21 protein-coding genes and 1 pseudogene are annotated in these 20,820 nt (G+C 67.2%); 11 read left to right on the top strand and 11 right to left on the bottom strand.

Translation table 11 applies throughout. The features are described 5' to 3' along the window. Positions 1-130: 130 nt before the first annotated feature. Positions 131-937 carry an FHA domain-containing protein gene (locus Q9Q79_RS12905; RefSeq protein WP_099527309.1) on the bottom strand — a complete coding sequence of 269 codons (807 nt, stop codon included), beginning with the start codon at positions 935-937 and terminating at the stop codon, positions 131-133. A gap of 125 nt (positions 938-1,062) precedes the next feature. Between Q9Q79_RS12905 and Q9Q79_RS12910 the strand changes: the two genes are divergently transcribed. The 3 genes from Q9Q79_RS12910 to Q9Q79_RS12920 all read left to right on the top strand — a co-directional run bounded on the left by Q9Q79_RS12910 (position 1,063) and on the right by Q9Q79_RS12920 (position 3,158). After that, positions 1,063-1,338, top strand: coding sequence for a polyhydroxyalkanoic acid system family protein (locus Q9Q79_RS12910; protein WP_005417302.1), 276 nt, complete (start codon positions 1,063-1,065; stop codon positions 1,336-1,338). A gap of 80 nt (positions 1,339-1,418) precedes the next feature. Continuing rightward, positions 1,419-1,910 carry a phasin family protein gene (locus tag Q9Q79_RS12915; protein WP_012480721.1) on the top strand — a complete coding sequence of 164 codons (492 nt, stop codon included), beginning with the start codon at positions 1,419-1,421 and terminating at the stop codon, positions 1,908-1,910. A gap of 237 nt (positions 1,911-2,147) precedes the next feature. Then, positions 2,148-3,158, top strand: a complete 1,011-nt coding sequence (locus Q9Q79_RS12920; RefSeq protein WP_005410187.1) for a restriction endonuclease — start codon at positions 2,148-2,150, stop codon at positions 3,156-3,158. A gap of 146 nt (positions 3,159-3,304) precedes the next feature. Here the strand turns inward: Q9Q79_RS12920 and Q9Q79_RS12925 are convergent, their stop codons facing one another. From Q9Q79_RS12925 to Q9Q79_RS12940, 4 genes and pseudogenes are all read right to left on the bottom strand, one after another. Further along, a complete protein-coding gene (locus Q9Q79_RS12925; protein WP_005410188.1) occupies positions 3,305-3,697 on the bottom strand; it encodes a type II toxin-antitoxin system HicB family antitoxin in 393 nt (130 codons plus the stop codon). Between the two features lie 123 nt (positions 3,698-3,820). Then, positions 3,821-3,889: pseudogene (locus Q9Q79_RS12930) on the bottom strand (addiction module toxin, HicA family); the annotation flags it as partial. Positions 3,890-3,983: 94 nt separating this feature from the next. Continuing rightward, complete coding sequence (hutC, locus tag Q9Q79_RS12935) at positions 3,984-4,712, bottom strand: histidine utilization repressor (protein ID WP_049431534.1); 729 nt, start codon at positions 4,710-4,712, stop codon at positions 3,984-3,986. Between the two features lie 28 nt (positions 4,713-4,740). Further along, positions 4,741-6,111, bottom strand: a complete 1,371-nt coding sequence (locus tag Q9Q79_RS12940; RefSeq protein ID WP_111197180.1) for a formimidoylglutamate deiminase — start codon at positions 6,109-6,111, stop codon at positions 4,741-4,743. Positions 6,112-6,178: 67 nt separating this feature from the next. Here Q9Q79_RS12940 and hutI point away from each other — a divergent pair, with 67 nt between their 5' ends. The 6 genes from hutI to Q9Q79_RS12970 all read left to right on the top strand — a co-directional run bounded on the left by hutI (position 6,179) and on the right by Q9Q79_RS12970 (position 15,346). Further along, a complete protein-coding gene (gene hutI, locus Q9Q79_RS12945; RefSeq protein WP_111197200.1) occupies positions 6,179-7,402 on the top strand; it encodes an imidazolonepropionase in 1,224 nt (407 codons plus the stop codon). Next, positions 7,399-8,940, top strand: a complete 1,542-nt coding sequence (hutH, locus tag Q9Q79_RS12950) for a histidine ammonia-lyase (RefSeq protein ID WP_201862275.1) — start codon at positions 7,399-7,401, stop codon at positions 8,938-8,940. Before hutI ends, hutH begins: the two co-directional genes overlap by 4 nt. Then, positions 8,937-9,791 (top strand): N-formylglutamate deformylase, encoded by an 855-nt coding sequence (gene hutG / locus Q9Q79_RS12955; protein WP_088430873.1) that lies wholly within the window; start codon positions 8,937-8,939, stop codon positions 9,789-9,791. Before hutH ends, hutG begins: the two co-directional genes overlap by 4 nt. Continuing rightward, on the top strand, positions 9,788-11,455 hold the full coding sequence (gene hutU, locus Q9Q79_RS12960) for a urocanate hydratase (RefSeq protein ID WP_201862274.1): 1,668 nt from the start codon (positions 9,788-9,790) through the stop codon (positions 11,453-11,455). The genes hutG and hutU overlap by 4 nt, the downstream gene beginning before the upstream one ends. Before the next feature lie 149 nt (positions 11,456-11,604). Continuing rightward, entirely contained in the window at positions 11,605-13,041 is a 1,437-nt protein-coding gene (locus Q9Q79_RS12965) for a serine hydrolase domain-containing protein (protein ID WP_049397607.1), read from the top strand. A gap of 193 nt (positions 13,042-13,234) precedes the next feature. After that, the gene (locus tag Q9Q79_RS12970) at positions 13,235-15,346 is read left to right on the top strand and encodes a TonB-dependent receptor (protein ID WP_201862272.1); all 2,112 of its coding nucleotides are present in this window, start codon (positions 13,235-13,237) and stop codon (positions 15,344-15,346) included. 46 nt (positions 15,347-15,392) lie between these two features. Here Q9Q79_RS12970 and Q9Q79_RS12975 read toward each other — a convergent pair whose 3' ends face one another. From Q9Q79_RS12975 to Q9Q79_RS12990, 4 genes are read right to left on the bottom strand one after another with little or no spacing between them, the layout of a single operon-like run. Beyond that, positions 15,393-15,902 (bottom strand): hypothetical protein, encoded by a 510-nt coding sequence (locus tag Q9Q79_RS12975; protein WP_049397605.1) that lies wholly within the window; start codon positions 15,900-15,902, stop codon positions 15,393-15,395. A 13-nt stretch (positions 15,903-15,915) separates the two neighbouring features. Beyond that, positions 15,916-16,788 (bottom strand): hypothetical protein, encoded by an 873-nt coding sequence (locus tag Q9Q79_RS12980; protein WP_049397604.1) that lies wholly within the window; start codon positions 16,786-16,788, stop codon positions 15,916-15,918. Continuing rightward, positions 16,788-17,633 carry a hypothetical protein gene (locus Q9Q79_RS12985; RefSeq protein WP_049397603.1) on the bottom strand — a complete coding sequence of 282 codons (846 nt, stop codon included), beginning with the start codon at positions 17,631-17,633 and terminating at the stop codon, positions 16,788-16,790. Before Q9Q79_RS12985 ends, Q9Q79_RS12980 begins: the two co-directional genes overlap by 1 nt. A gap of 51 nt (positions 17,634-17,684) precedes the next feature. Then, positions 17,685-17,837: a hypothetical protein gene (locus Q9Q79_RS12990; RefSeq protein ID WP_005410201.1), complete on the bottom strand. Its 153-nt coding sequence runs from the start codon at positions 17,835-17,837 to the stop codon at positions 17,685-17,687. A gap of 263 nt (positions 17,838-18,100) precedes the next feature. Here Q9Q79_RS12990 and Q9Q79_RS12995 point away from each other — a divergent pair, with 263 nt between their 5' ends. Next, positions 18,101-18,424: a hypothetical protein gene (locus Q9Q79_RS12995; protein ID WP_049397602.1), complete on the top strand. Its 324-nt coding sequence runs from the start codon at positions 18,101-18,103 to the stop codon at positions 18,422-18,424. Between the two features lie 34 nt (positions 18,425-18,458). Here the strand turns inward: Q9Q79_RS12995 and Q9Q79_RS13000 are convergent, their stop codons facing one another. After that, positions 18,459-19,034 (bottom strand): TetR/AcrR family transcriptional regulator, encoded by a 576-nt coding sequence (locus tag Q9Q79_RS13000; RefSeq protein WP_049397601.1) that lies wholly within the window; start codon positions 19,032-19,034, stop codon positions 18,459-18,461. A gap of 69 nt (positions 19,035-19,103) precedes the next feature. On the opposite strand from Q9Q79_RS13000, the gene Q9Q79_RS13005 reads away from it, so the two are divergent. Then, positions 19,104-19,649 (top strand): thioesterase family protein, encoded by a 546-nt coding sequence (locus tag Q9Q79_RS13005; protein ID WP_049397600.1) that lies wholly within the window; start codon positions 19,104-19,106, stop codon positions 19,647-19,649. A 6-nt stretch (positions 19,650-19,655) separates the two neighbouring features. Here Q9Q79_RS13005 and Q9Q79_RS13010 read toward each other — a convergent pair whose 3' ends face one another. Continuing rightward, positions 19,656-20,789 carry an agmatine deiminase family protein gene (locus tag Q9Q79_RS13010; RefSeq protein ID WP_005413885.1) on the bottom strand — a complete coding sequence of 378 codons (1,134 nt, stop codon included), beginning with the start codon at positions 20,787-20,789 and terminating at the stop codon, positions 19,656-19,658. Positions 20,790-20,820 lie beyond the last annotated feature (31 nt).

Below are 20,820 nucleotides of genomic sequence, written 5' to 3' on the forward strand. Positions count from 1 at the left end.
AAGGGAAATTTGGTTTCATTGGAATCCATTGGCGACGCGACCGGGTAGTGCCGGCCGCTGGCCGGCAACCTCATGGATTCGGGGCGGCGGTTGCCGGCCAGCGGCCGGCACTACCGTCACCGCGCGACCGTCACCGCGCGCCGAACCAGAGCAGCAGGCTGAGCATTGCCGCCAGCAACAAGGCGCTGGCCAGCAGCCACGGCCAGCGCCGGACCCTGCGCGGCGTCACCGGCAGCACCGGCGCCTGTTCCGCGTCTTCGCCGGACTCGTCCGCGGTCGGCAACGGCCGCCGACGTGGATCATGCGGCACTTCCAGCACGAAACGATGCTGGCCATCGAACACCACCTGGTCGCCGGCCTGCAGCCAGCAGTGGCGCACGGCTACGCCGTTGACCCGGGTGCCGTCGGCACTGCCGAGGTCGCGCAGCAGCACACGATCACCGTGCACTTCCACGCGGGCGTGCTGTTCGGCGAAGGCCGGATCGTCGATGGCGATGTCGGCGTCGCTGCCGCGGCCGATCAACCGTGCCCGCGACAGCGTATAGCTGCGGCCATGATGCAGGCCGCCGACACCGCGCAGCAGGCGCTGCTGCTCATCGGTGCCATCGTCGTTCTTCGGCGCGGGTGCCTGCAGCAGGCTCTCGACCTCGCCCTGCAGCACCATCTCCACGCCGTCCACATAGACCGCATCGCCTGCACGCAGCAGCGCCATGCGGCGCACCGGCCGACCATTCACGTGGATGCCACGGATACCGTTGCCGACCTGCAGCCACAGGCCGCGATCGTCCATGCAGAACTGCGCCAGCAGCAGGGCGCCGTGGCCGGCGTCGCCGAGCCGCACGCTGCCGTTGGCCTGGCGCACGATGCGTTGCACCCCGGGCCGCAGCGGCTGGTCGGGCTGTTGTTGTTGACTGAAGTGAACAAGCAGGTTCTGCACGCGGCGCAGCCTAGCAGGTTGGCCGCCAACGAAGAAGAACCTGCGATGAGTGCTTGGCGCGACGGCCCTCGATGCGCACAATGCTCGCCCTCATTGATCATCCCCGCCCGGCGCCAGGAGCCTGCATGTCCACCATCGATGTCCGTCACGCCCACGCCCTGCCCGACGCGCAGGCACGCGCCGCGATCGAACAGGTCGCCGCCAAGCTGTCCGAGCGCTTCGGCCTGAAGTCGTCCTGGACCGCCGACGTGCTCAACTTCTCTGGCAGCGGCGTGGACGGTGCGATCGAACTGCAGCCGGGCGCCGTGCGCGTCACCGCCAAGCTGGGCTTCCTGCTGTCGGCGATGAAGGGCATGGTCGAGGGCGAGATCCAGCGCGTGCTGAAGGAAAAGCTGGGCTGAATCCCGGCGACGGCCGTCACGGCCGTGCAACGCCATCGCGCGCTACTCTCGGGGCAGGCCCAACTCCCACGGGAAGTGCGATGAACCAGTACGAAAACGATGACCGCCGCAACGACGACGCCTCGTTCGGTGACCAGGCCGAGCGCTTCTCGCGCAAGCTGAGTGACTCGGCGCAGCAGGTCTGGCTGGCCGGCCTGGGCGCTCTTGGCCGTGCACAGGCCGAAGGCAGCCGCTTCTTCGACGGCCTGGTGAAGGAAGGCGAAGCCTGGGAGGCCCGCCGCCGTGAACGCCACGGCGAACAGGGCCCGGGCTGGCGCGACAACGTGGAATCGTCACTGGATGAGGCCCGCGAGAAGGCCTCTGGCACCTGGAACAAGGTCGAAAAGGCCTTCGATGACCAGGTGCAGGGCGTGCTCAAGCGCCTGCATGTCCCCACTGCGGACGAGGTGACCGCGCTGGAAGCCCGTATCGACGCCCTGCACGCGCGGCTGGCCAAGCTGGAAAACCGTGCGGCCTCAGGCACCGATGCACCCGCACCGGGCAGCCATCAGTCGCCAGGCAGCGTGCCCTGACCGGCCATTGTTGCAATGCAATAAATTTTGATTGACAATCGCGAGCAACCCGCCAATCGCTTCGGCTGCCGTTTGTTCCCTCCCCTCACGGCTTCAGGATTGGCGGGTTTTTCGTGCTCGCCGTATGCCGATCTGAGCGTTCCATCACGCTTCCTGTCAGGAACGTCCTGACCCAGCCGGATAGTGCGACCTTTACACTGTCGTCTTCCGCATTCGCCCCTTCCGCGCACCTCCTGCATGCTCCCTTGGATCCTGGCCCTGCTGTCGGCCCTGCTTACCTGTTCCCTGGCTGTTGTCTATCTGTGGTGGATCAAGCGGCGGCAGAAGGAGATGCAACTCGGCCTGCAAGCGCTGGCCGGCATGCACTGGCGCGAGTTCTCGGTACTGGTCAAGCGCATGCTGCGCGAACAGCGCGGCCTGCGTGAACTGAATGACCCGGCGGAGGAGTCCCGCGAGCCAAGCAGCGACTTCCTGCTCAGCGACGGCCCCAACCAGTGGCTGGTGTCCTGCAAGCATGGCCTTGCCTACCGTATCGGCACCGCCGCAGTGAACGAGCTGGGGGCTGCTGCGCGCCTGGCCGGCGCCAAGGGCGGCGTGCTGCTGACCGAAGGCCGGATGGAACGCGACGGGCGCAGCGCTGCCGAGAAGCAGGCGGTCGAGGTGCTGGACGGTCCACGCCTGTGGCCGCTGCTGCAGCCCTACCTGCCGGCGGAAATCGAAACCCGTGTGCGCGCCAGCGCCCGCCATGAAGCCCTGCGCCGGATCGCCATTGCCGCGCTCGGCGCGGTCACGCTGGGCCTGCTGGTGGGATTGAGCCTGCAAGGCTTGCATGTGCAGGACACCGCGCCTGTTGCCGAGGTGGCGGACACCCCCGCGCCGGTTGCGCCTGCGGTTGGAGCGGCGCCCGAACCGGCACCGGCCCCCGCCACCACGCCGCCGGCCGCTGCGCCTGCACCGGCCGCGCCCTCAGCCGACGCGCGCAGCAACCCCAACCCGGATGCCGCCACGCTGGAGCGCTTCCAGGCCGATCTGTCCCGCGCCTTGGCCGGCAAGCCCGGTATCGCCAGCGGGGTCTGGCTGACCCGGCAGACGCTGGCGATCAACCGCACGGGCGAGCTGGACGCGGTCTGGCCGCAGGTCTGCGAGGAAGTGCTGCACTACCCCGCCCTGCGCAACGTGCGCATCCAGCTCAACGCCCGCCCCGGCGTGGATGAGCCGGTGCGCTGGCGCCAATGCGCCACGTACTGATGGGGCCGCATCCACGCGTGGCGTGGATCTACTGAACCCCGATGCGCGACCCCTTGGTAGATCCACGCCACGCGTGGATGCCTTTGCAGAGTTGAGCCACGCGCGAACAGCAGCCGAGCATCGGCTCGGCTCCACATGGCGCCAGCTCAGCCCAATGCCGCGAGATGGGCGATGTAACTGGAGCGCGATTCACCCGCCGCTCTGGCCTGCGCATCCAGCCTCGCCAGGATCCGGCGTGGCAGGCTGATATTGACCCGCTCGATGGTATCGTCCAGCAGAGCCGGATCAATGCAGATGTACGCAAGAATCCAACGGATGTCCTTGGATGCCTCGGCGGCGATCTTCTGCGGCGCGGACGGTGTCGGAATCGAACGCCCCTCATCCAGGGCCGCATCAATCCAGGCGAGTGCAGCTTCCTCGGCAGCGCTGAGCGCATCATCAAGCGTATCGGCCGCCGAGAAGCACCCCGGCAGATCTGGAACGACCACACCCCACGCGGTGCGCTCATCGCCTGCCTCGATCAGGACTGGATATCGCATGGGCCCTCCTACGTCAGTCCTGCGAGCTTCCGCAACGCCTGCACCAGCCCTTTCCCCAGATCCTTCCTTTGGGTGAGGAAGGGTGATGATGTGAGGGTGCTGCGGGTGCACGAATACATGATGGGATCCGCGGATCCGGCGACAGATCCAACCTGCCGCTTCCAGATCCCGGATGAGGTCCCTGCTCTTCATGCAGGGACGATACACATCGCACACACGCCCTGACAGAGTTCAAGGCGACAGTCGTTCCGGCCCAGTAGATCCACGCCATGCGTGGATGGAATCCCTATCGCGCGCCCGGCGCGAAGCGCGCCACCAGGTCCCAGGCATCCCCCAGGAACACCTGGCGCACGCGGGTGATCGGCTGTTCGCCACGCCAGGTCAGGCGTTCGATCACCAGGCAGGCGGTACCGGGCTTCACGTCCAGCAGCTTGGCGGTGGCGGTATCTGCCCCCCAGGCACTGATGCGGTGCTGGGCACGGGTCCACGACACGTTCTGCAGCAGCCAGCTGCCCGGCGCGGTAGTGTTGAAGTCGACCTCCAGTACCTCAGGCACGCCCACCGGGCTGATCAGGCGATGCTCCAGCGCCAGCGGGCGACCATCGGCCAGGTGCAGGCAGCGCATCGCCAGCAGGTTTTCCTGTCCGGCCAGCTCGACTTCACCGGCATTGCCGGCATCGGCAAGGCGCAGGTCGCGCTGCAGCAGGCGATAGGCGTACTGGTGGCCGCGCGAGCCAACCTCCATCGCGATATCGGGAATCTCCAGCGCCACCTGCTCCAGGTGCGGGGGCTGCCGCGCGACGAACGAACCGGCACGGCGACGGCGTTCGATCATGCCGCTCTCGGCCAGCGCGGTCAGCACCTTGTTCACCGTCATCCGCGAGCAGCCGTACTGCTCCATCAGCTCGTGTTCGTACGGAATCCGAAAGCCCGGCGCCCACTCTCCACTGAGGATGCGGCTTTCCAGATCGCTGCGGATACGCTGGTTGAGCGTGGCGGACTTGCTGGCCTTCACGTAATGGGGTCTCGGTGGCGGGAGGCGATCAGCCCAGCACGCCACGCAGGGCGGCGGTAAAGGCGGTGGTGATCGCCTCGCGCTGCAGGTGGCGGCCCTCGGCCACGCATTGGCGGCCATGGCGCCAGACCGATCGCAGCGCGTCATTACGTGCGGCGAACACCCAGCTGTCAAGCCATGCGTCATCCTGTCGCGCCTGCAGCGCCGGGTGCCCGGCATCCAGTTCGACCAGGTCGGCACTGGCGCCGACCTGCAGGCCAGCGGCCACGCCCAGCGCCTGTGCACCACCGTGCAGTGCGCCTTCGAACAGGAAGCGGCCGGTGCTGCGGGTGGCATCCGGGGCCAGTACGTTGCGCCCACGCAGGGTCAGGCGCTGGCCGTATTCGAGCAGGCGCAGTTCTTCGGCCGCATCGATCAGCACATTGGAATCGGAGCCGACACCGAAGCGCCCACCCTCGCGCGCGAACGCCTGCATCGGGAACAGGCCGTCGCCCAGATTGGCTTCGGTGATCGGGCACAGGCCGGCCACGGCCTGGCTGGCCACGATGGCGGCGCGCTCATCGTCGGTGATGTGGGTGGCGTGCACCAGGCACCAGCGCGCATCCACCGGTGCATGGTCGTACAGCCACTGCACCGGACGCTGGCCGCTCCAGGCCAGGCAGGCCTCGACTTCACGCACCTGCTCGGCGATATGGATGTGCACCGGGCCGTCGGTCAGCGGCAGCAACGCACTCAATTCCTCGCCGGTGACTGCACGCAGGCTGTGCGGCGCGATGCCGAGCACCGCATCCGGCAGCGCGGCCAGTGCCGGCTTGGCGGCGTCCAGCAGCTGCGCGAAACCGTTCACGTCGTGGATCAGGCGCCGCTGCGCTGGATTCGGCGCCGCCCCGCCGAAATCGGCATGCGCATAGAACACCGGCAGCAGGGTCAGGCCGATACCGGTCTGATCGGCGGCGGCAGCAATCCGTGCACTCATCTCGGCGCGGTTGGCATAGGCGCGACCATCGGCGTCGTGGTGCAGGTAATGGAATTCGCCGACGCGGGTGAAGCCGCTTTCCAGCATTTCCATGTAGGCCTGGGCGGCGATGGCCTGCACTGCGTCCGGGCGCAGATGGGCCAGGAAGCGGTACATCAGCTCACGCCAGCTCCAGAAGCTGTCACCGTCACCGCCGCCGATCTCGGTCAGCCCGGCCATGCCGCGCTGGAATGCGTGGCTGTGCAGGTTGGGCAGGCCCGGCACCAGGATGCCGACGCAGGTGTCGCCGTGCTGGGCGCCCTGCCCCATGTGGATCGCCGTGATGCGGCCGTCCTGCACCTGCAGGCGGACATCGCGGGCCCAGCCATCGGCCAGCAGGGCGTGGGCGGCATGGAAACAGTGTGGGGAACGCGAATCGGACATGGCTGGACAACCCGAAATGGACGCCTATATTGTATAGACATATAAGCACAGCCGCGTTGTGGATGCCATGCACGTCGATACCCTCTGGTCCAACGTCCACCTGATGACCCTCGATGGCGAGGGGCTGGGTGTCATCCGCGATGGCGTGATGGCCTGCGCCGACGGCCGCATCGTCCATGTTGGCCCGGCCGGCAGCGACGCCCACCTGCAGCCGACCACCCGCATCGATGGCGAAGGCCGCTGGATCTCGCCCGGCCTGATCGACTGCCACACCCACCTGGTCTACGCCGGCAACCGCGCCAACGAATTCGAGCAGCGCCTGCAGGGCGTCAGTTATGCCGAGATCGCCCGTGCCGGCGGCGGCATCGTCTCCACCGTGCGCGCCACCCGTGCTGCCACCCCGGAACAGCTGGCCAGCGAAAGCCGGCCGCGCCTGCTGGCGATGCGTGCCGAAGGCGTGACCACGATCGAGATCAAGTCCGGCTACGGCCTGACCCTGCCCGACGAACGCAAGCAGCTGCAGGTAGCGCGTGCGCTGGGCGAGGAGTGCCGGGTCAACGTGGTGACCACATTCCTCGGCGCACACGCGATTCCGCCAGGCCGCGAGGCGCAGGAATACACCGACGAGGTGTGCAACGTGATGATTCCGGCCATCGCCGCCGAAGGCCTGGCCGAAGCGGTGGACGTATTCTGCGAGAACATCGCCTTCTCGCCGGCGCAGGCGCGGCAGGTCTTCGAAGCGGCGCGCGCCAACGGGCTGGCGGTGAAGATTCATGCCGAGCAGCTGAGCAACCAGCATGGCGCCGAACTGGCCGCCAGCTTCGGTGCCCTCTCGGCCGACCATATCGAACATCTGGACGATGCCGGCATCGCCGCGATGGCCGCCGCCGGCACCGTCGCCGTGCTGTTGCCTGGCGCCTTCTATTTCACCCGCGATACCACCCTGCCGCCGATCGCTGCGCTGCGTGCGGCCGCCGTGCCGCTGGCGCTGGCCACCGACAGCAATCCGGGCACTTCGCCGCTGACCAGCCCGCTGCTGGCGATGAACATGGGCGCCACCCTGTTCCGCCTGACCGTGGATGAGTGCATCGCCGGCTTCACCCGTGAAGCGGCGCGCGCGCTCGGACGCAGCGACCGCATCGGCCGCCTCGCCGTGGGCCTGGACTGCGACCTGGCGATCTGGGACATCGATGCCCCCGCCGACCTGGTCTATCGCATTGGATTCAACCCGCTGCACGCGCGCGTGGTGCGCGGACAGCCCGACCTGCCTGCCTCCTGGAGCAACACATGAGCAACACCCTGGTTCTTCGCCCCGGCCATGTCACTCTCGCCCAGTGGCGGCAGGTCTATCGCGGTGCGCCGCTTGCACTGGACCCGGCTGCGCTGCCGGTGGTGCGTGCCAGTGCCGCGACCGTGGCCGCCATCGTCGCCAAGGGCGCGCCGGTGTATGGCATCAATACCGGCTTCGGCAAGCTGGCCAGCGTGCGCATCGAGCGCGAAGATCTGGCCACCCTGCAGCGGAACATCGTGCTCTCGCATGCCGCCGGCGTGGGCGAGCCGATGCCGGCCAGCGTGGTGCGCCTGATGATGGCGCTTAAGCTGGTCAGCCTGGCGCAGGGTGCGTCAGGCATTCGCGAGGAGACCCTGCTGCTGCTGGAAGCGATGCTGGTCAAGGGCGTGCTGCCGGTGGTGCCCGCACAGGGTTCGGTGGGTGCCTCGGGTGACCTGGCGCCGCTCTCGCACCTGGCCAGCGTGATGCTGGGCGTAGGCGAAGCCTTCATCGGCGGCGAGCGCCTACCGGCAGCCGACGCACTGGCACGTGCCGGCCTGCAGCCGATCGAACTGGGCGCGAAGGAAGGCCTGGCGCTGCTCAACGGCACCCAGTTCTCCACCGCCTATGCGCTGGCGGGCCTGTTCGAGATCGAGACCGTGTTCCAGGCCGCACTGGTGACCGGCGCACTGTCGGTGGAAGCAGCCAAGGGTTCCGACACGCCCTTCGACCCGCGCATCCACGCGATCCGCGGCCAGCGCGGGCAGATCGCCGCCGCCGCCACCCTGCGCGCGCTGATGCAGGGCTCGGACATCCGCGAGTCGCATCGCGACAACGATGTGCGCGTGCAGGACCCGTACTGCCTGCGCTGCCAGCCGCAGGTGATGGGCGCGGCGCTGGACATCCTGCGCCAGGCCGCGACCACGCTGGAAATCGAAGCCAACGGCGTGTCCGACAATCCGCTGGTGTTCACCGACACCGGCGAAGCGCTGTCCGGTGGCAACTTCCACGCCGAGCCAGTCGCCTTTGCCGCCGACATGCTGGCGATGGCGGTGTGCGAGATCGGTTCGATCAGCGAGCGCCGCCTGGCGATGCTGGTGGACCCGGCCCTGTCCGGTCTGCCGGCGTTCCTGACCCCGCGCCCGGGCCTGAATTCCGGCTTCATGATCCCGCAGGTGACCGCCGCTGCACTGGTCTCGGAAAACAAGCAGCGCGCCTACCCGGCCAGCGTTGATTCGATTCCGACCTCGGCCAACCAGGAAGACCATGTGTCGATGGCCGCGCATGGCGCACGCCGGCTGATGCAGATGGCCGAGAACGCCGCCAACGTGATCGGCATCGAGCTGCTGGCCGCCGCGCAGGGATGCGACTTCCACGCGCCGCTGCGCTCCAGCGCCGCGCTGGAAACGGTGCGCGCCACCCTGCGTGCGCAGGTGCCGACGCTGGAAGAAGACCGCTATTTCCACCCCGACATGGTGACCGCCACGAATCTTGTGCGCAGTGGCGTGCTGGCGCAGGGCCTGGGCGATCTGTTGCCGACTGTGGAACCGCAGGCATGACGACCCTTCCTGAATGGTTGACGGTGCACGAGGGCGATGCCCCCCTCATCGTCAGCTTCCCGCATACCGGCAGCGAGCTGCCGCACGACCTGATCGGCGACTACCACTCGCCGTGGCTGGCCCGCCGCGATGCCGACTGGTGGGTGCACGAGCTGTACGACTTCGTGCGCGGCATGGGCGCGACCACGGTGCGCTCGGCGATCTCGCGTTCGGTGATCGACCTCAACCGCGATCCCAGCGGCGTGTCGCTGTACCCGGGCCAGAACACCACCGGCCTGTGTCCGCTGACGACCTTCGACAACCAGCCGCTGTACCACGCCGGGCGCGAACCGGATGACGCGGAAATCGCCCGTCGTCGCGACACGTATTTCCTGCCTTACCACGATGTGCTGGCTTCGCAGATCACGCGCCTGCGTGCACGCCACGGCACCGTGGTGGTGTACGACGCACACTCGATCCGCTCGCATATCCCGCACCTGTTCGAGGGCGAACTGCCGCAGTTCAACCTGGGGACTGCCGGTCCGTCCGGCGCACCGGACACCTCCTGCGACAACGCCCTGAGCGACGTGGTGGAAAACCTGCTGAAGATCAGTGGCATGAGCCAGGTGCGCAACGGCCGCTTCAAGGGCGGCTGGATCACCCGCCACTACAGCAATGTCGCCGGCGGCGTGCACAGCCTGCAGATGGAACTGGCCTGCCGCGGCTACATGCACGAACCCCTGCCGGACCAGGTGGACGAGCACAGCTGGCCCACCCCGCTCGACCCCGACCACGCCGCACCGCTGCGCCACACCCTGGCGCAGGTGCTCAACGCCTGCCTTGAATTCGCTACGAACCGGAGCGCCGCATGACCCGCAACGACCCGTCCCGCACCATCGCCGCGCCGACCGGCACCACGCTCAATGCCAAGAGCTGGCTGACCGAAGCACCGCTGCGCATGCTGATGAACAACCTGCACCCGGACGTGGCCGAGCGCCCGCAGGAACTGGTGGTGTATGGCGGCATCGGCCGCGCCGCACGCGACTGGGAAAGCTTCGACGCCATCGTCGAAACGCTCAAGCGCCTGGACGATGACCAGACCCTGCTGGTGCAATCGGGCAAGCCGGTGGGCGTGTTCCGCACCCACGCCGATGCACCGCGCGTGCTGATCGCCAATTCCAACCTGGTGCCGCGCTGGGCCAACTGGGACCACTTCAACGAGCTGGATAGGAAGGGCCTGGCCATGTACGGCCAGATGACCGCCGGCAGCTGGATCTACATCGGTGCGCAGGGCATCGTGCAGGGCACCTACGAGACCTTCGTGGAAATGGGGCGCCAGCATTTCGGCGGCGACCTGACCGGGAAGTGGCTGTTCACCGGTGGCCTCGGCGGCATGGGTGGTGCACAGCCGCTGGCTGCCGTGATGGCCGGTGCCTCCTGCCTGGCCGTCGAGTGCCGCAAGAGCAGCATCGACATGCGCCTGCGCACCGGCTACCTCGACACCTGGACCGACAATCTGGACGAAGCGCTGCGCCTGATCGATGAATCGTGCAAGGCCGGTACGCCGAAGTCGGTGGGCCTGCTCGGCAACGTTGCCGATGTGCTGGCCGAACTGCTCAAGCGCGGCGTGAAGCCGGACCTGCTGACCGACCAGACCTCCGCGCACGACCCGGTGAACGGCTACCTGCCGCAGGGCTGGACGGTCGAACAGTGGGATGAGAAGCGCGCTTCCGCCCCCAAGGAAGTGGAGAAGGCCGCGCGTGCATCGATGGCCAACCACATCCGCGCCATGCTCGGCTTCCATGCGCTGGGCGTACCGACCGTGGACTACGGCAACAACCTGCGGCAGATGGCGCTGGAAGAAGGCGTGGCCAATGCGTTCGATTTCCCGGGTTTCGTGCCGGCCTACATCCGCCCGTTGTTCTGCCGCGGCATCGGCCCGTTCCGTTGGGCGGCACTGAGTGGCGACCCGGAAGACATCGCCAAGACCGATGCCAAGGTGAAGGAACTGATTCCGGACAACCCGCACCTGCACCGCTGGCTGGACATGGCCGCCGAGAAGATCAAGTTCCAGGGCCTGCCGGCGCGCATCTGCTGGGTCGGCCTGGGTGATCGTGATCGACTTGGCCTGGCGTTCAACGAGATGGTCGCCAACGGCGAACTGAAGGCGCCGGTGGTGATCGGTCGCGACCACCTGGACAGTGGCAGCGTCGCCTCGCCGAACCGCGAAACCGAAGCGATGGCCGACGGCTCCGATGCGGTATCCGACTGGCCGCTGCTGAACGCCCTGCTCAACACCGCCAGCGGCGCGACCTGGGTGTCGCTGCACCACGGCGGTGGCGTCGGCATGGGCTTCTCGCAGCACGCCGGCATGGTGATCGTCTGCGACGGCACCGAGGCCGCGGCCAAGCGGATTGGCCGCGTGCTGTGGAACGACCCGGCCACCGGCGTGATGCGCCATGCTGATGCGGGGTATGACATCGCGATCAACTGCGCGAAGGAAAAGGGACTGGATCTGCCGGGAATTCTCGGCTGATCGCAGGGGTGCCGGCCCGCGGCCGGCACTACCGGAAACGTATGGTAGTGCCGGCCGCTGGCCGGCTCTCCCTGATGCGGGAATCGGTGCCCTTGACCCGCTCTTCCGACGTGACCAACATGCGCCATCACCGCTGATGGATCACCGCGATGTACCGCACCCTGGCCGTTGCATTGCTCTGCACGCTGTTTGCGATCCCACCCGTTTCGGCGCTTGAAACTGCCGGCGATCTTTCCAAGCAGCTCAGCACCCAGCTGCAGACCAACCGCGAGCGCTACGGCATCGCCGGCCAGGCGGTACTGGTCGCCCACAACGGCCAGGTGCTGTACCAGGGCGCCAGCGGTGAACGTGATCCCGCTGCCCATGCGCCTGCCACTGTCGATACGATCTTCGCCGCCCAGTCGATGGCCAAGCTGCTGACCAGCACGCTGGTGATGCAATTGGTCGACCAGGGCAAGGTGGATCTGGATGCACCGGCCAGCCGCTATGTGCCGGACCTGCCTGCAGCATGGCAGGCAATCCACGTGCGCGATTTCCTCAACCACAGCTCGGGTATCGGCGAGTACTACGATCGTGTCGACAACCGTTGGGTCAGCAAGGGCTACCCTGGTGTAGCCCCTGTCCTTGGCGCTGCACTGAAGGTAGCCGGCGCGACACCGATGCAGTTCGCCACCGGCAGCCGCGTGCAGTACACCCAGGCCAACTACCTGGTGCTGACGGCGTTGCTGCAAGCGCACTACCGCAAGCCCTACCCGGCCATCGCTCGCGAACGCATCCTGCAGCCATTGAAGATGGCCAGCACCTCGTGGGGCGGTGCCAGCGTGCCGGCCCGGCGCGCGGCGGTGCCGTACATCGGCAAGGATGGCCAACTGCAGCCGGCCAATGAAGATCCCTGGCCGGACTACGGCTGGGGCCATGCCGACCTGCAGACCACCGTGGGCGATATGAACCGTTTCCTGCAGGCGCTGGCGAGCGGCAAGCTGGTGCGCACGGCGACCCTGGAAAAGCTCTGGCAGCCGCAGAAGCTGGTCGGTGGCGGCAGCAATTTCTTCTCCACCGGTTGGGACACCACCCGAAGCGACGGCTACACCCAGGTAGGTCACGATGGTGGCACCCGTGTACGTGCGCGATTGGCCTACAAGGGCACGCTGGCCAACGGCTACTGGGTGTTCGTGTACCTGACCAACGGCAGCGCCCGCAATGTCTGGTCCAGCACGCTGGTGGAGAGCACGATGGCGGTGGTTGCGCCCGGGGAGTTTCCGCACGCTGTGCTGTCCGAGCGGCTGATCGCCTATGCGGTGGATGACAGCACCGATGCGAAACCGCGAATGCGTAGCTGGCTGCGCGTCAGCAATGGCGTTCCCACCGATGAACTGGAACGTGCGATCAATGCCGATGGCTATGCCATCCGCGAGAGTCTGGGTGCCAGCAAGGCACTGAAAGTGTTCGCGCTCAACGCCGAGCTGTATCCGGATTCGGCCAACGCGTGGGACAGCCTGGCCGAGTTCCATGCGGCATTGGGCGATGCAGAGATTGCCAAGGCGCTGTACGCGAAGGCCAAGGCGCTGGCGAAGCCCTCGCCCTAAACCCTGCTGCAGAGCCGAGCCCATGCTCGGCTGCTCTTCGTTGCGATCTCAGGAGACCCGCGCTGCGCGCGATAGCCGAGCATGGACTCGGCTCTACATGGATGTTGCGGGCGGCCATACGCGAGCGATGGGTGACGTGACGCCGCCGACCTGTTAACTTGCGCGCCACTTTGGTGGTTTACAGCATTCCCGCATGTCGCTCTCGTCGTACCGCCCCACCCCCTCGCTGCTGTTCCTGGCCGTTTCCCTCGGCCTCTCTTCCACCGCCGCTGCCGCCCCACAGGCCACCACGCTGGATGCCGTGCAGGTCACCGCTGCCGCCGATGCCAGCGCGCAGGCGCGCGAGGCGCTGAAGCGCGTGCCCGGCGCCAGCAACCTGATCGACATGGCCAAGGCCGACAGCCGACTGTCCACCAGCGCCGATGTGCTGGCCTACCAGCCGGGTATCAGCGCGCAGTCGCCGGGTAATGAGGGCACCAAGATCTCGATCCGTGGCTCGGGCATCAACCGGGGTCCGGGCGCGCACGCCTCGGGTATTGCGGTGTCGATCGACGGTCTGCCACTGACCGGCCCGGGCGGCACGCCCTACGAGCTGCTGGAACCGCTGTGGCTGTCGCGCGTCGAAGTCCTGCGCGGCGCCAACGGCTTCGAGCGCGGGGCGCTGGCGCTGGGCGGTGCCATCGACTACGTCAGCCGCAGCGGTCGTGATTCGGCGGGCGTGCAGCTGCACTACGAAGCCGGCAGCCGTGGCTACCAGAAGCGCGGCATCAGCTGGGGCGGCGTCAGTGGTGATGTCGACTACTTCCTGGCCTACACCGATACCGAATTCGACGGTTACCAGCGTCATGCGCGCGGCGACGGCAAGGGTGCGATGGCCAACATCGGCTGGCAGATCACGCCCGACCTGCAGACGCGCTTCTTCGTGCGCTATCGCGAAACCAACCACGAAACACCTGGGCGCCTGACCCGCGATCAGATCCGCAACGATCCGCGCGCCGCGAACGCGGCCAATCTGGCCATCGATGCGCGTCGCCCGCAGCCGGGCAGCACCTGGGTGGGCAACGTCACCACGCTGCAGATCGATGAAGACTCCTCGTTGCAGGCCGGACTGGTCTATCACAAGTACCCGATGGACTTGAACGAGAGCCTGTACCGGCAGCAGCTGGACTACGCCAACCTCAACGCCACGCTGGACTACCGCCGCCGCCACCGGCTGTTCGGCCTGGACAGCGAAACCACGGTCGGCCTGCGCGTCACCCACGATCTGGACGCCGATGTGCGCGAGTCGCTGCGCTTTGCCAGCAACGGCTATGCCGCCGGTACGCGCACGCGTGACTTCCGGCACCACGGCACCGACAGCACGCTGCACGTCGGCAATACCCTCACCTTCAATGACCGCCTGCGCATGCAGACCGGGCTGGCACTGATCAACACCCGTCGCGATGTGCAGGTGACCTGGCCGAGCAGCGGCGGCCGCCTGCGCGACCACAACTGGGACTATACGCCGCGACTGGGCTTCACCTGGCAGCACAGCGCCCAGACCCAGTGGTTCGGCAACCTCAGCCGCTCGGTGGAGGCGCCGCACCCCTGGTCGATGATCTGGGGCTCGAACCAGTACTTCGGGCCAGGCAATGGCCCGTCCAGCGGCCGCCAGCGCGCGCCGGTGCCGATGCAGAACCAGACCGCCACCACGCTGGAACTGGGCGCGCGCGGTGACGCGGCGCTGGGCCGCTGGGAACTGACCGGCTACTACGCACACGTGAACCACGAACTGCTGAGCGTCGAACTGCAACCGGTGCCGAACCTGTTCATCGCCGAGAACAACGCCAGCCCCACCGTTCACCGCGGCATCGAGGCCGGATTGGACAGCACGCTGTGGCAGGCTGCACCGGGCCGCCTGTCGCTGCGCCAGGCGTATACCTTCAGCGATTTCCGCTATCGCCACGACGCGCGTTTCGGCAGCAACCGCCTGCCCGGCCTGCCGCGCCACGCCTACCAGGCCGAGCTGCGCTTCGGTCATGCATCCGGCCTGTACGCCGCGCTCAATACCGAATACGCCTCGCGCATCGCCGTCGACTACGCCAACAGCTACTGGGCCGACAGCCACGTGATCTTCGGCAGCCGCATCGGCTACGACGCACCCGGTGGCCGCTGGCAGGCCTGGGCGGAGATGCGCAACCTCGGCAACCGCCACTACGCCGCCACGGTCACGCCGGGCTACGACGACGCAGGCAGGGATATTGCCCGCTCGACGCCGGGCGAAGGCCGTGGCATCTACGCTGGTGTGCGTTTGCGGTTTGACTGATGACCGCAGGCGGCGCCGGGTGTGATCCGGCGCCGTCGTTCCAGGATCAGCCGATACGCCAGGCCGGCAGGCGCTCGCTGCGCTTCCAGATGGAAGGTGCGAAACCAATCAACGCCAGCGCCGCCAGCCACTTCGGTGAGGTGTTGAGCAGTGTCGAGGTAAGCGAACCATCGACAGGGGCGGCCATTTCCTGCCACGGGTTGTAGCCCAGGTAGACGACGCTGCCAGCCCACCACAGCAATGCCACACCGACACCCACCAGCAACAGAGCCAGCGTGCGGCAGGTCCAGCGCTGCGAGGTGGTGCCCCACTCGCGGGACGCCGCTACCAGCAGGCCCACCACCAGCAGCGACACCAGTGCAACCAGCCCGATATCGACCTTGTGCCCGATACGCTCATAGCTGCAGGCGCGGCATCGCGCCTCTTCCGCGGCAGTGGCGGCTTCGGCCTGCCCGGCTGCGGGCTGCGCCAGTGCCGCAAACGGCATCAATACTGCCAGCAGCGTCACCATGATCCAACGAAACAACGTCCTGTTCCTGCGTGCAGCGACATCCATGCGCTCTTCCTCGTCAGTGGTTGTACGTCCAAGGCCGCAGTATGCGGCCGTCCCATACGCCGCCCAGACCCCGTTCCGGGGGTTCGGCCATCCAGCGTCCTTGTTCCCGATGCAGCACGACAAGCTCCCGGTAGACGAAATCGCCGGAACACGAATCCCAGGCGACCGCGATCATAGCCCACTGCCCATCGACACTGAAAACGGGCCGGGTCAGATAGGCGACGTGGTCGTATGTCCGAATCGGCCCATGCACCGTTGCCCTGCACCCCTGCTCCCGCAGCGCTCGAAGCCCCGCGCCGTCCATCCGCTGCGCACCGGCCAATGCGCCCGCAGGTACTGGCGTGGGACGGCGATTGGTGGGAACCAGGTCCGCCTGCAGCTGCAATCGCAGCGCATGGATGTCCGGCGGCCACCGGTCGTCCAGCGGCAGGACCAGATCGTCCACCTCCTGGCAGGTCGAGGCACTGCTGCCCGCCCAGCAATAGGGCAAGGTCTGCTCCATCACGTAGATGTCCTCCCCCACCGGGTCGGTCAACTGCGGCTGCTCCTGCAGGCGCCATCGATCGACGCGCGTGGACGGCGTCTGCGGTGCGGTGGGCACCTTGCTCAGCGACGATGGCAGAACTGGCGTTGGCTGCGGCACTGGCGGGGCTGGAAGACGGAATGGAGGACTCTGCCGGATCGCCAGCGCCATCGCCTCCGCCTGCATCTGCGCCGTTCCCAGGTTGACCGGTGGCGGACCGATCGCCTGCTGCCACCTCGGGCGCAGGCTGCAGATTCCGGCCATGAGCGCCAAGGCCGACAGCGCAGCCGCCAGCGATGCAATGCGTCGCCAGGCGATCCGTTGTTGGCAGTCACGGTCTGGCTTGAACGAGGTATCTGTCATCACGACTCCGGCAACGCGGGCCACAGGCCCTGTCCAAAGCTCGTATAGCGGACAGGCTCCACTCGAACACGCTCCCAGCCGCCCTTCCTGCGATGCAGAAGGTAGAGGACACGCATCGCCGTTCCTCCACTGCACAGATCCGAGGCGATCGATGCCATTGCCCAGTTCCCATCCAGGCTGAACACAGGACGCTGCAGATAGACAACGCCCAGATCCGGACTGCCCGGGCCACCCGTGCATCCCTCGATACCGCGCGCGCGCCGTTGCTGAAGCTCGTCCCACGTCATCCGTTGCGCCCGCACGTGTGCAAGCTCGAACGCGAGACCGGGTACCCGTGAAGCCCGGCGGTTCGCAACCTGCAGCATCGACTCCAGATGCTGCTGCAGTTGAAAGGACGCCGCACTGTCATCATCGCGCCACTCGACGACGCTGTGACGAACCTGGCAGACCGGGGCGGGATATCCTTCACCGCAGGAAGGCGCAGTCCATTCCATCACAGCGAATGGAATGTCGGGCTCCCAGCCGCGCGGCTCGAAGTGTGCTGGCGCGACGTCTTCCAGCCGCACCTCTGCGGTCGCGAACCCACTGTTACCGGCCAGCATCGGGGAGGAGACTCCTCTCATTGGAATCGGTGGAACCGGCGGCTTTCCTGGCGGTGTCGGTCGCAGGTCGATGAGCTCTGCCATCACTTCGGCCTGCATCCGTGCCGTTCCCAGACTGATCGGAGGCGGGCCGACTTCCCGCCGCCACTGCGGGCGCACGCTGGCCAGCAGCGCTACGACTGCAACCATCGATAGAACGACCGTTGTGGCCAGGACGCGTTTCCTTGCAATGCGCTGTCGCATGAAGATCCTGGAAAAAGTGAAGCACAGAGGAAATCGCCCGGAATTGCAGCACTACCCGGCCAGCACTACCGCCATCGGGTAGCGCAGCGGCATTGCATCGACAGCGGCCGCCCACTGCAGACCCGAGGCATGGAAAACGGTGGCGCCGGTCAACGCGACGATCATGGCCACCGCGTGCGCGGCCAGCCGCACGCACGACTTCACTGCCGCGGCTCCTGGGCAACTTCAATGCACTGATGGAAAAATGGCGCGAGTTCTTCATGCCGCCGCCAGCGGGCGCGTGGCATTGCGGCCAGGGACCTCAGAAACCTGATACTGCATGCGGACATCCTTGCCGGGCACGCGTAGGCGGTGGTGGACGGATTCTAGCGCGATGGGGCCGTAGGTCCATCACCCACAGGCCGCACTGGCGCCGGCCTTGTACCCGCGCGCCGACGGCTGGATTATGATTTTCCACCAGAAGAGCTATGCGCCACGGCATGCACGCCTCCCAGTTCACCCGCGCCACCGCGCTCGTGATGTTCGTTCCAATGATTGGCCTCGCCGGTTGGGGTTCGTGGTTTGGTAGCCGCTGCTTCAGCGATGGCTGCCTCGGCGTCCTGGTGGCATGGCTTGCCGCCGTGGCCACCTTTGCGGTGCAGACGTTGCTGGTGCTCCCGACGCATGCCTGGGCCCTCAAGCGGCAGGGATCCCCCGCCTCCCGCGGCTACCTGCGTTGGCTTGGCGCGTCGGCCATCGCTGCCTTCCTGCCCATCGTGCTCGGCTGGGGCTACCTGATGATCTTCCGATGACCTGCTGCACGTCCTCCGCACACGTATAGCCGGATCAAGGAGGCGCGGCGGCCTTCAGCAACTGCGCGGCCACCTGGTCGAACGGGGCGATGTCCTGCAGTGCGCGGCACATCGCCACGGCGCCTTCCACGCTGGCGATCACCAGGCTGGCCAGTCCATTCGCCGCCGCAGGTTCGTGGCCGTCGGCAATGAAGGCTGCGGCCAGATGCCCCTGCCAGCGCACGAACACCTCTGCGGCGGCCACGCGCGGTTGGCTGGTAACCGCCTCGACCGGCTCTTCGACGGCAGCGGCCAGCACCGGACAACCCGCGCGGAACCCGGAGCGCAGCAGGCGCTCGCGCCACATCGCCAGGAACTGCTGCAGGCCCTGCACGGCCCCGCCCTTCAACAACTCAACGAGGAGCGCCTCCACCTTGTCACCAGCCATGTGGGTGGCGCGCGCCAGCAGCTCCTGCTTGCCGCCGGGAAAGTGGTGATAGGTGGAGCCCAGCGGCGCCTCGGCCAGCTTGGTCACCTCACGGATGCTGGTGGCATTGAGACCCACGCGCGCCAGCATCTGTGCCGCAGCATCAATCACGCGTTGTGGCGCATCAGAGGGGCGCGGGCTCACGGCAGGCTCCTTGCCAGGACAGTCGTCATACATTAGCGTATCGGCGATACTATAACAGTCGTCATAACCATGAATCTCTGGTTCCGCCTGCTCCACCTGCTGCTGTGCAGCCTGTTCCGGCCGAAGCTGGAGGCGCCGTTCGGGGTCTCGCGGCTGCAGTTCCGGGTGCTGCCCAACGATCTGGACAGCAACCTGCATATGACCAACGGCCGCTACTGGAACATCTTCGACCTGGGCCGGCTGGACCTGATCCTGCGCATGGGCCTGGGCCGGGTGGCACTGCGCGAGAAGTGGGCACCAATCGTCGGCGCCGGCACCATCCAGTTCCGCCGCGAGCTGAAGCCGTTCCAGCGCTTCACCCTGGAAACGCGCCTGGTCGGCTGGGTCGGCTCGCGCGGCATCATGGAGCAGCGCGTGCTGATCGGGCCCGAGCAGAAGATCGCCACCCGTGCGCTGCTGGTCACCGGCATCTACGACCGTCGCGCGCGCCAGTTCCTGGGCATGCCGAAGATGATGGAAGCGATCGGTGTGGTTGCCCCGCCGTCGCCGCCGCTCAGTGCAGCCGCCGAGGCGCTGCTGGCGGCCGATGCGGCGTTGAAGCAGGACGACGCCTGAGGCACCTCAGCCTACCTTCGGCATGTTCTTGGTCACGCAATGGATGCCGCCACCGCCACCGGCGATCGCATCGATGTCCACCTGTTCGATCACACGACCGGGATACATGTCTTCCAGTAGTTCACGGCAGTAGCCATCGGCTGCGTCGTCACCGAACTGCGGCGCGACCACCGCGCCGTTGATCGGCAGGTAGTTGATGTAGCCCATCGCCAGATCATCGTTGTCGCGGGTATGCACGTTGTCGCGCCCGTCCAGCGGCGGCGGCAGCGTGTGCACCTGCAGACGACGGCCATCGGCATCGGTGGCGCCGCGCAGAATCTCCAGGTGCTCGCGGGTCAGATCGTAGTCGTAGGACTCCGGATCGTCGTCCAGATTGGCGATCACCACGCCCGGACGCACGAAGCGCGCATAGAAATCCACGTGTGCGTCAGTGATGTCCTCGCCGGCGATGCCGGGCAGCCAGATCACCTTGCGCAGGCCGAGGTGGTGCATCAGCTCGGCCTCGATATCCGCGCGCGACCAGCCGGGATTGCGATTGCGGTTCACCCAGCAGCTTTCGGTGAGGATGGCCGTGCCATGGCCATCGACTTCGATGCCGCCACCCTCGCCCACCAGATCGCTTTCCAGCAGCGTGGCACCGGTCACCTGCGCCAGCCACGGCGCCACCGCACCATCGTTCCGTGCGCTCTGCTTGCCGCCCCAGCCGTTGAAGTTGAAATCAACCAGGCCCAGCCCGCCCTTGCCATCGGTGACGAAACATCCGCCGTAGTCGCGCACCCAGATGTCATCCAGCGGCACCTCGAGGAACTCGATGTTGTCGCGGCCGCAGCGATCCTGCGCCAGCTTCCGCTGCGCCGGGCGGCACAGCACACTAACGGGCTGGTGGCGGGCGATGGTGCGGGCCAGGCGTGCCACGGCGGTGTTCACCGCATCGGCCTGCGCGCCCCACACCCGCGGTTGCGCGGCGAAGGCCAGGAAAACGCGTTCCTGCGGCCCGTGCTCGTCCGGCATGCGCCAGATACCCGCACCCGGCCCCGCTGCGGATACGCGCGTCGGCAGCCCTGTCAGGCCGAGGGCGGCCAGGCCGCCAAGGCCAGCGGCGCCCGCCAGCTGGGTGAGGAAGTGACGACGGCTGCTCATGACGGGCTTCAGGGCCGGTGTGGGATGGACC

Source organism: Stenotrophomonas sp. a6, from assembly GCF_030913325.1.
In the GTDB taxonomy this organism is placed as follows: Bacteria; Pseudomonadota; Gammaproteobacteria; order Xanthomonadales; family Xanthomonadaceae; genus Stenotrophomonas; species Stenotrophomonas maltophilia.

Excerpts from the sequence above, each read along its gene's own strand:
- Q9Q79_RS12910 (WP_005417302.1), top strand. The coding sequence starts at position 1,063 with ATGTCCACCATCGATGTCCGTCACGCCCACGCCCTGCCCGACGCGCAG.
- Q9Q79_RS12915 (WP_012480721.1), top strand. The coding sequence starts at position 1,419 with ATGAACCAGTACGAAAACGATGACCGCCGCAACGACGACGCCTCGTTC.
- Q9Q79_RS12920 (WP_005410187.1), top strand. The coding sequence starts at position 2,148 with ATGCTCCCTTGGATCCTGGCCCTGCTGTCGGCCCTGCTTACCTGTTCC.
- Q9Q79_RS12925 (WP_005410188.1), bottom strand. The coding sequence starts at position 3,697 with ATGCGATATCCAGTCCTGATCGAGGCAGGCGATGAGCGCACCGCGTGG.
- Q9Q79_RS12940 (WP_111197180.1), bottom strand. The coding sequence starts at position 6,111 with ATGTCCGATTCGCGTTCCCCACACTGTTTCCATGCCGCCCACGCCCTG.
- hutI (WP_111197200.1), top strand. The coding sequence starts at position 6,179 with ATGCACGTCGATACCCTCTGGTCCAACGTCCACCTGATGACCCTCGAT.
- hutH (WP_201862275.1), top strand. The coding sequence starts at position 7,399 with ATGAGCAACACCCTGGTTCTTCGCCCCGGCCATGTCACTCTCGCCCAG.
- hutG (WP_088430873.1), top strand. The coding sequence starts at position 8,937 with ATGACGACCCTTCCTGAATGGTTGACGGTGCACGAGGGCGATGCCCCC.
- hutU (WP_201862274.1), top strand. The coding sequence starts at position 9,788 with ATGACCCGCAACGACCCGTCCCGCACCATCGCCGCGCCGACCGGCACC.
- Q9Q79_RS12965 (WP_049397607.1), top strand. The coding sequence starts at position 11,605 with ATGTACCGCACCCTGGCCGTTGCATTGCTCTGCACGCTGTTTGCGATC.
- Q9Q79_RS12970 (WP_201862272.1), top strand. The coding sequence starts at position 13,235 with ATGTCGCTCTCGTCGTACCGCCCCACCCCCTCGCTGCTGTTCCTGGCC.
- Q9Q79_RS12975 (WP_049397605.1), bottom strand. The coding sequence starts at position 15,902 with ATGGATGTCGCTGCACGCAGGAACAGGACGTTGTTTCGTTGGATCATG.
- Q9Q79_RS12980 (WP_049397604.1), bottom strand. The coding sequence starts at position 16,788 with ATGACAGATACCTCGTTCAAGCCAGACCGTGACTGCCAACAACGGATC.
- Q9Q79_RS12985 (WP_049397603.1), bottom strand. The coding sequence starts at position 17,633 with ATGCGACAGCGCATTGCAAGGAAACGCGTCCTGGCCACAACGGTCGTT.
- Q9Q79_RS12995 (WP_049397602.1), top strand. The coding sequence starts at position 18,101 with ATGCGCCACGGCATGCACGCCTCCCAGTTCACCCGCGCCACCGCGCTC.
- Q9Q79_RS13005 (WP_049397600.1), top strand. The coding sequence starts at position 19,104 with ATGAATCTCTGGTTCCGCCTGCTCCACCTGCTGCTGTGCAGCCTGTTC.
- Q9Q79_RS13010 (WP_005413885.1), bottom strand. The coding sequence starts at position 20,789 with ATGAGCAGCCGTCGTCACTTCCTCACCCAGCTGGCGGGCGCCGCTGGC.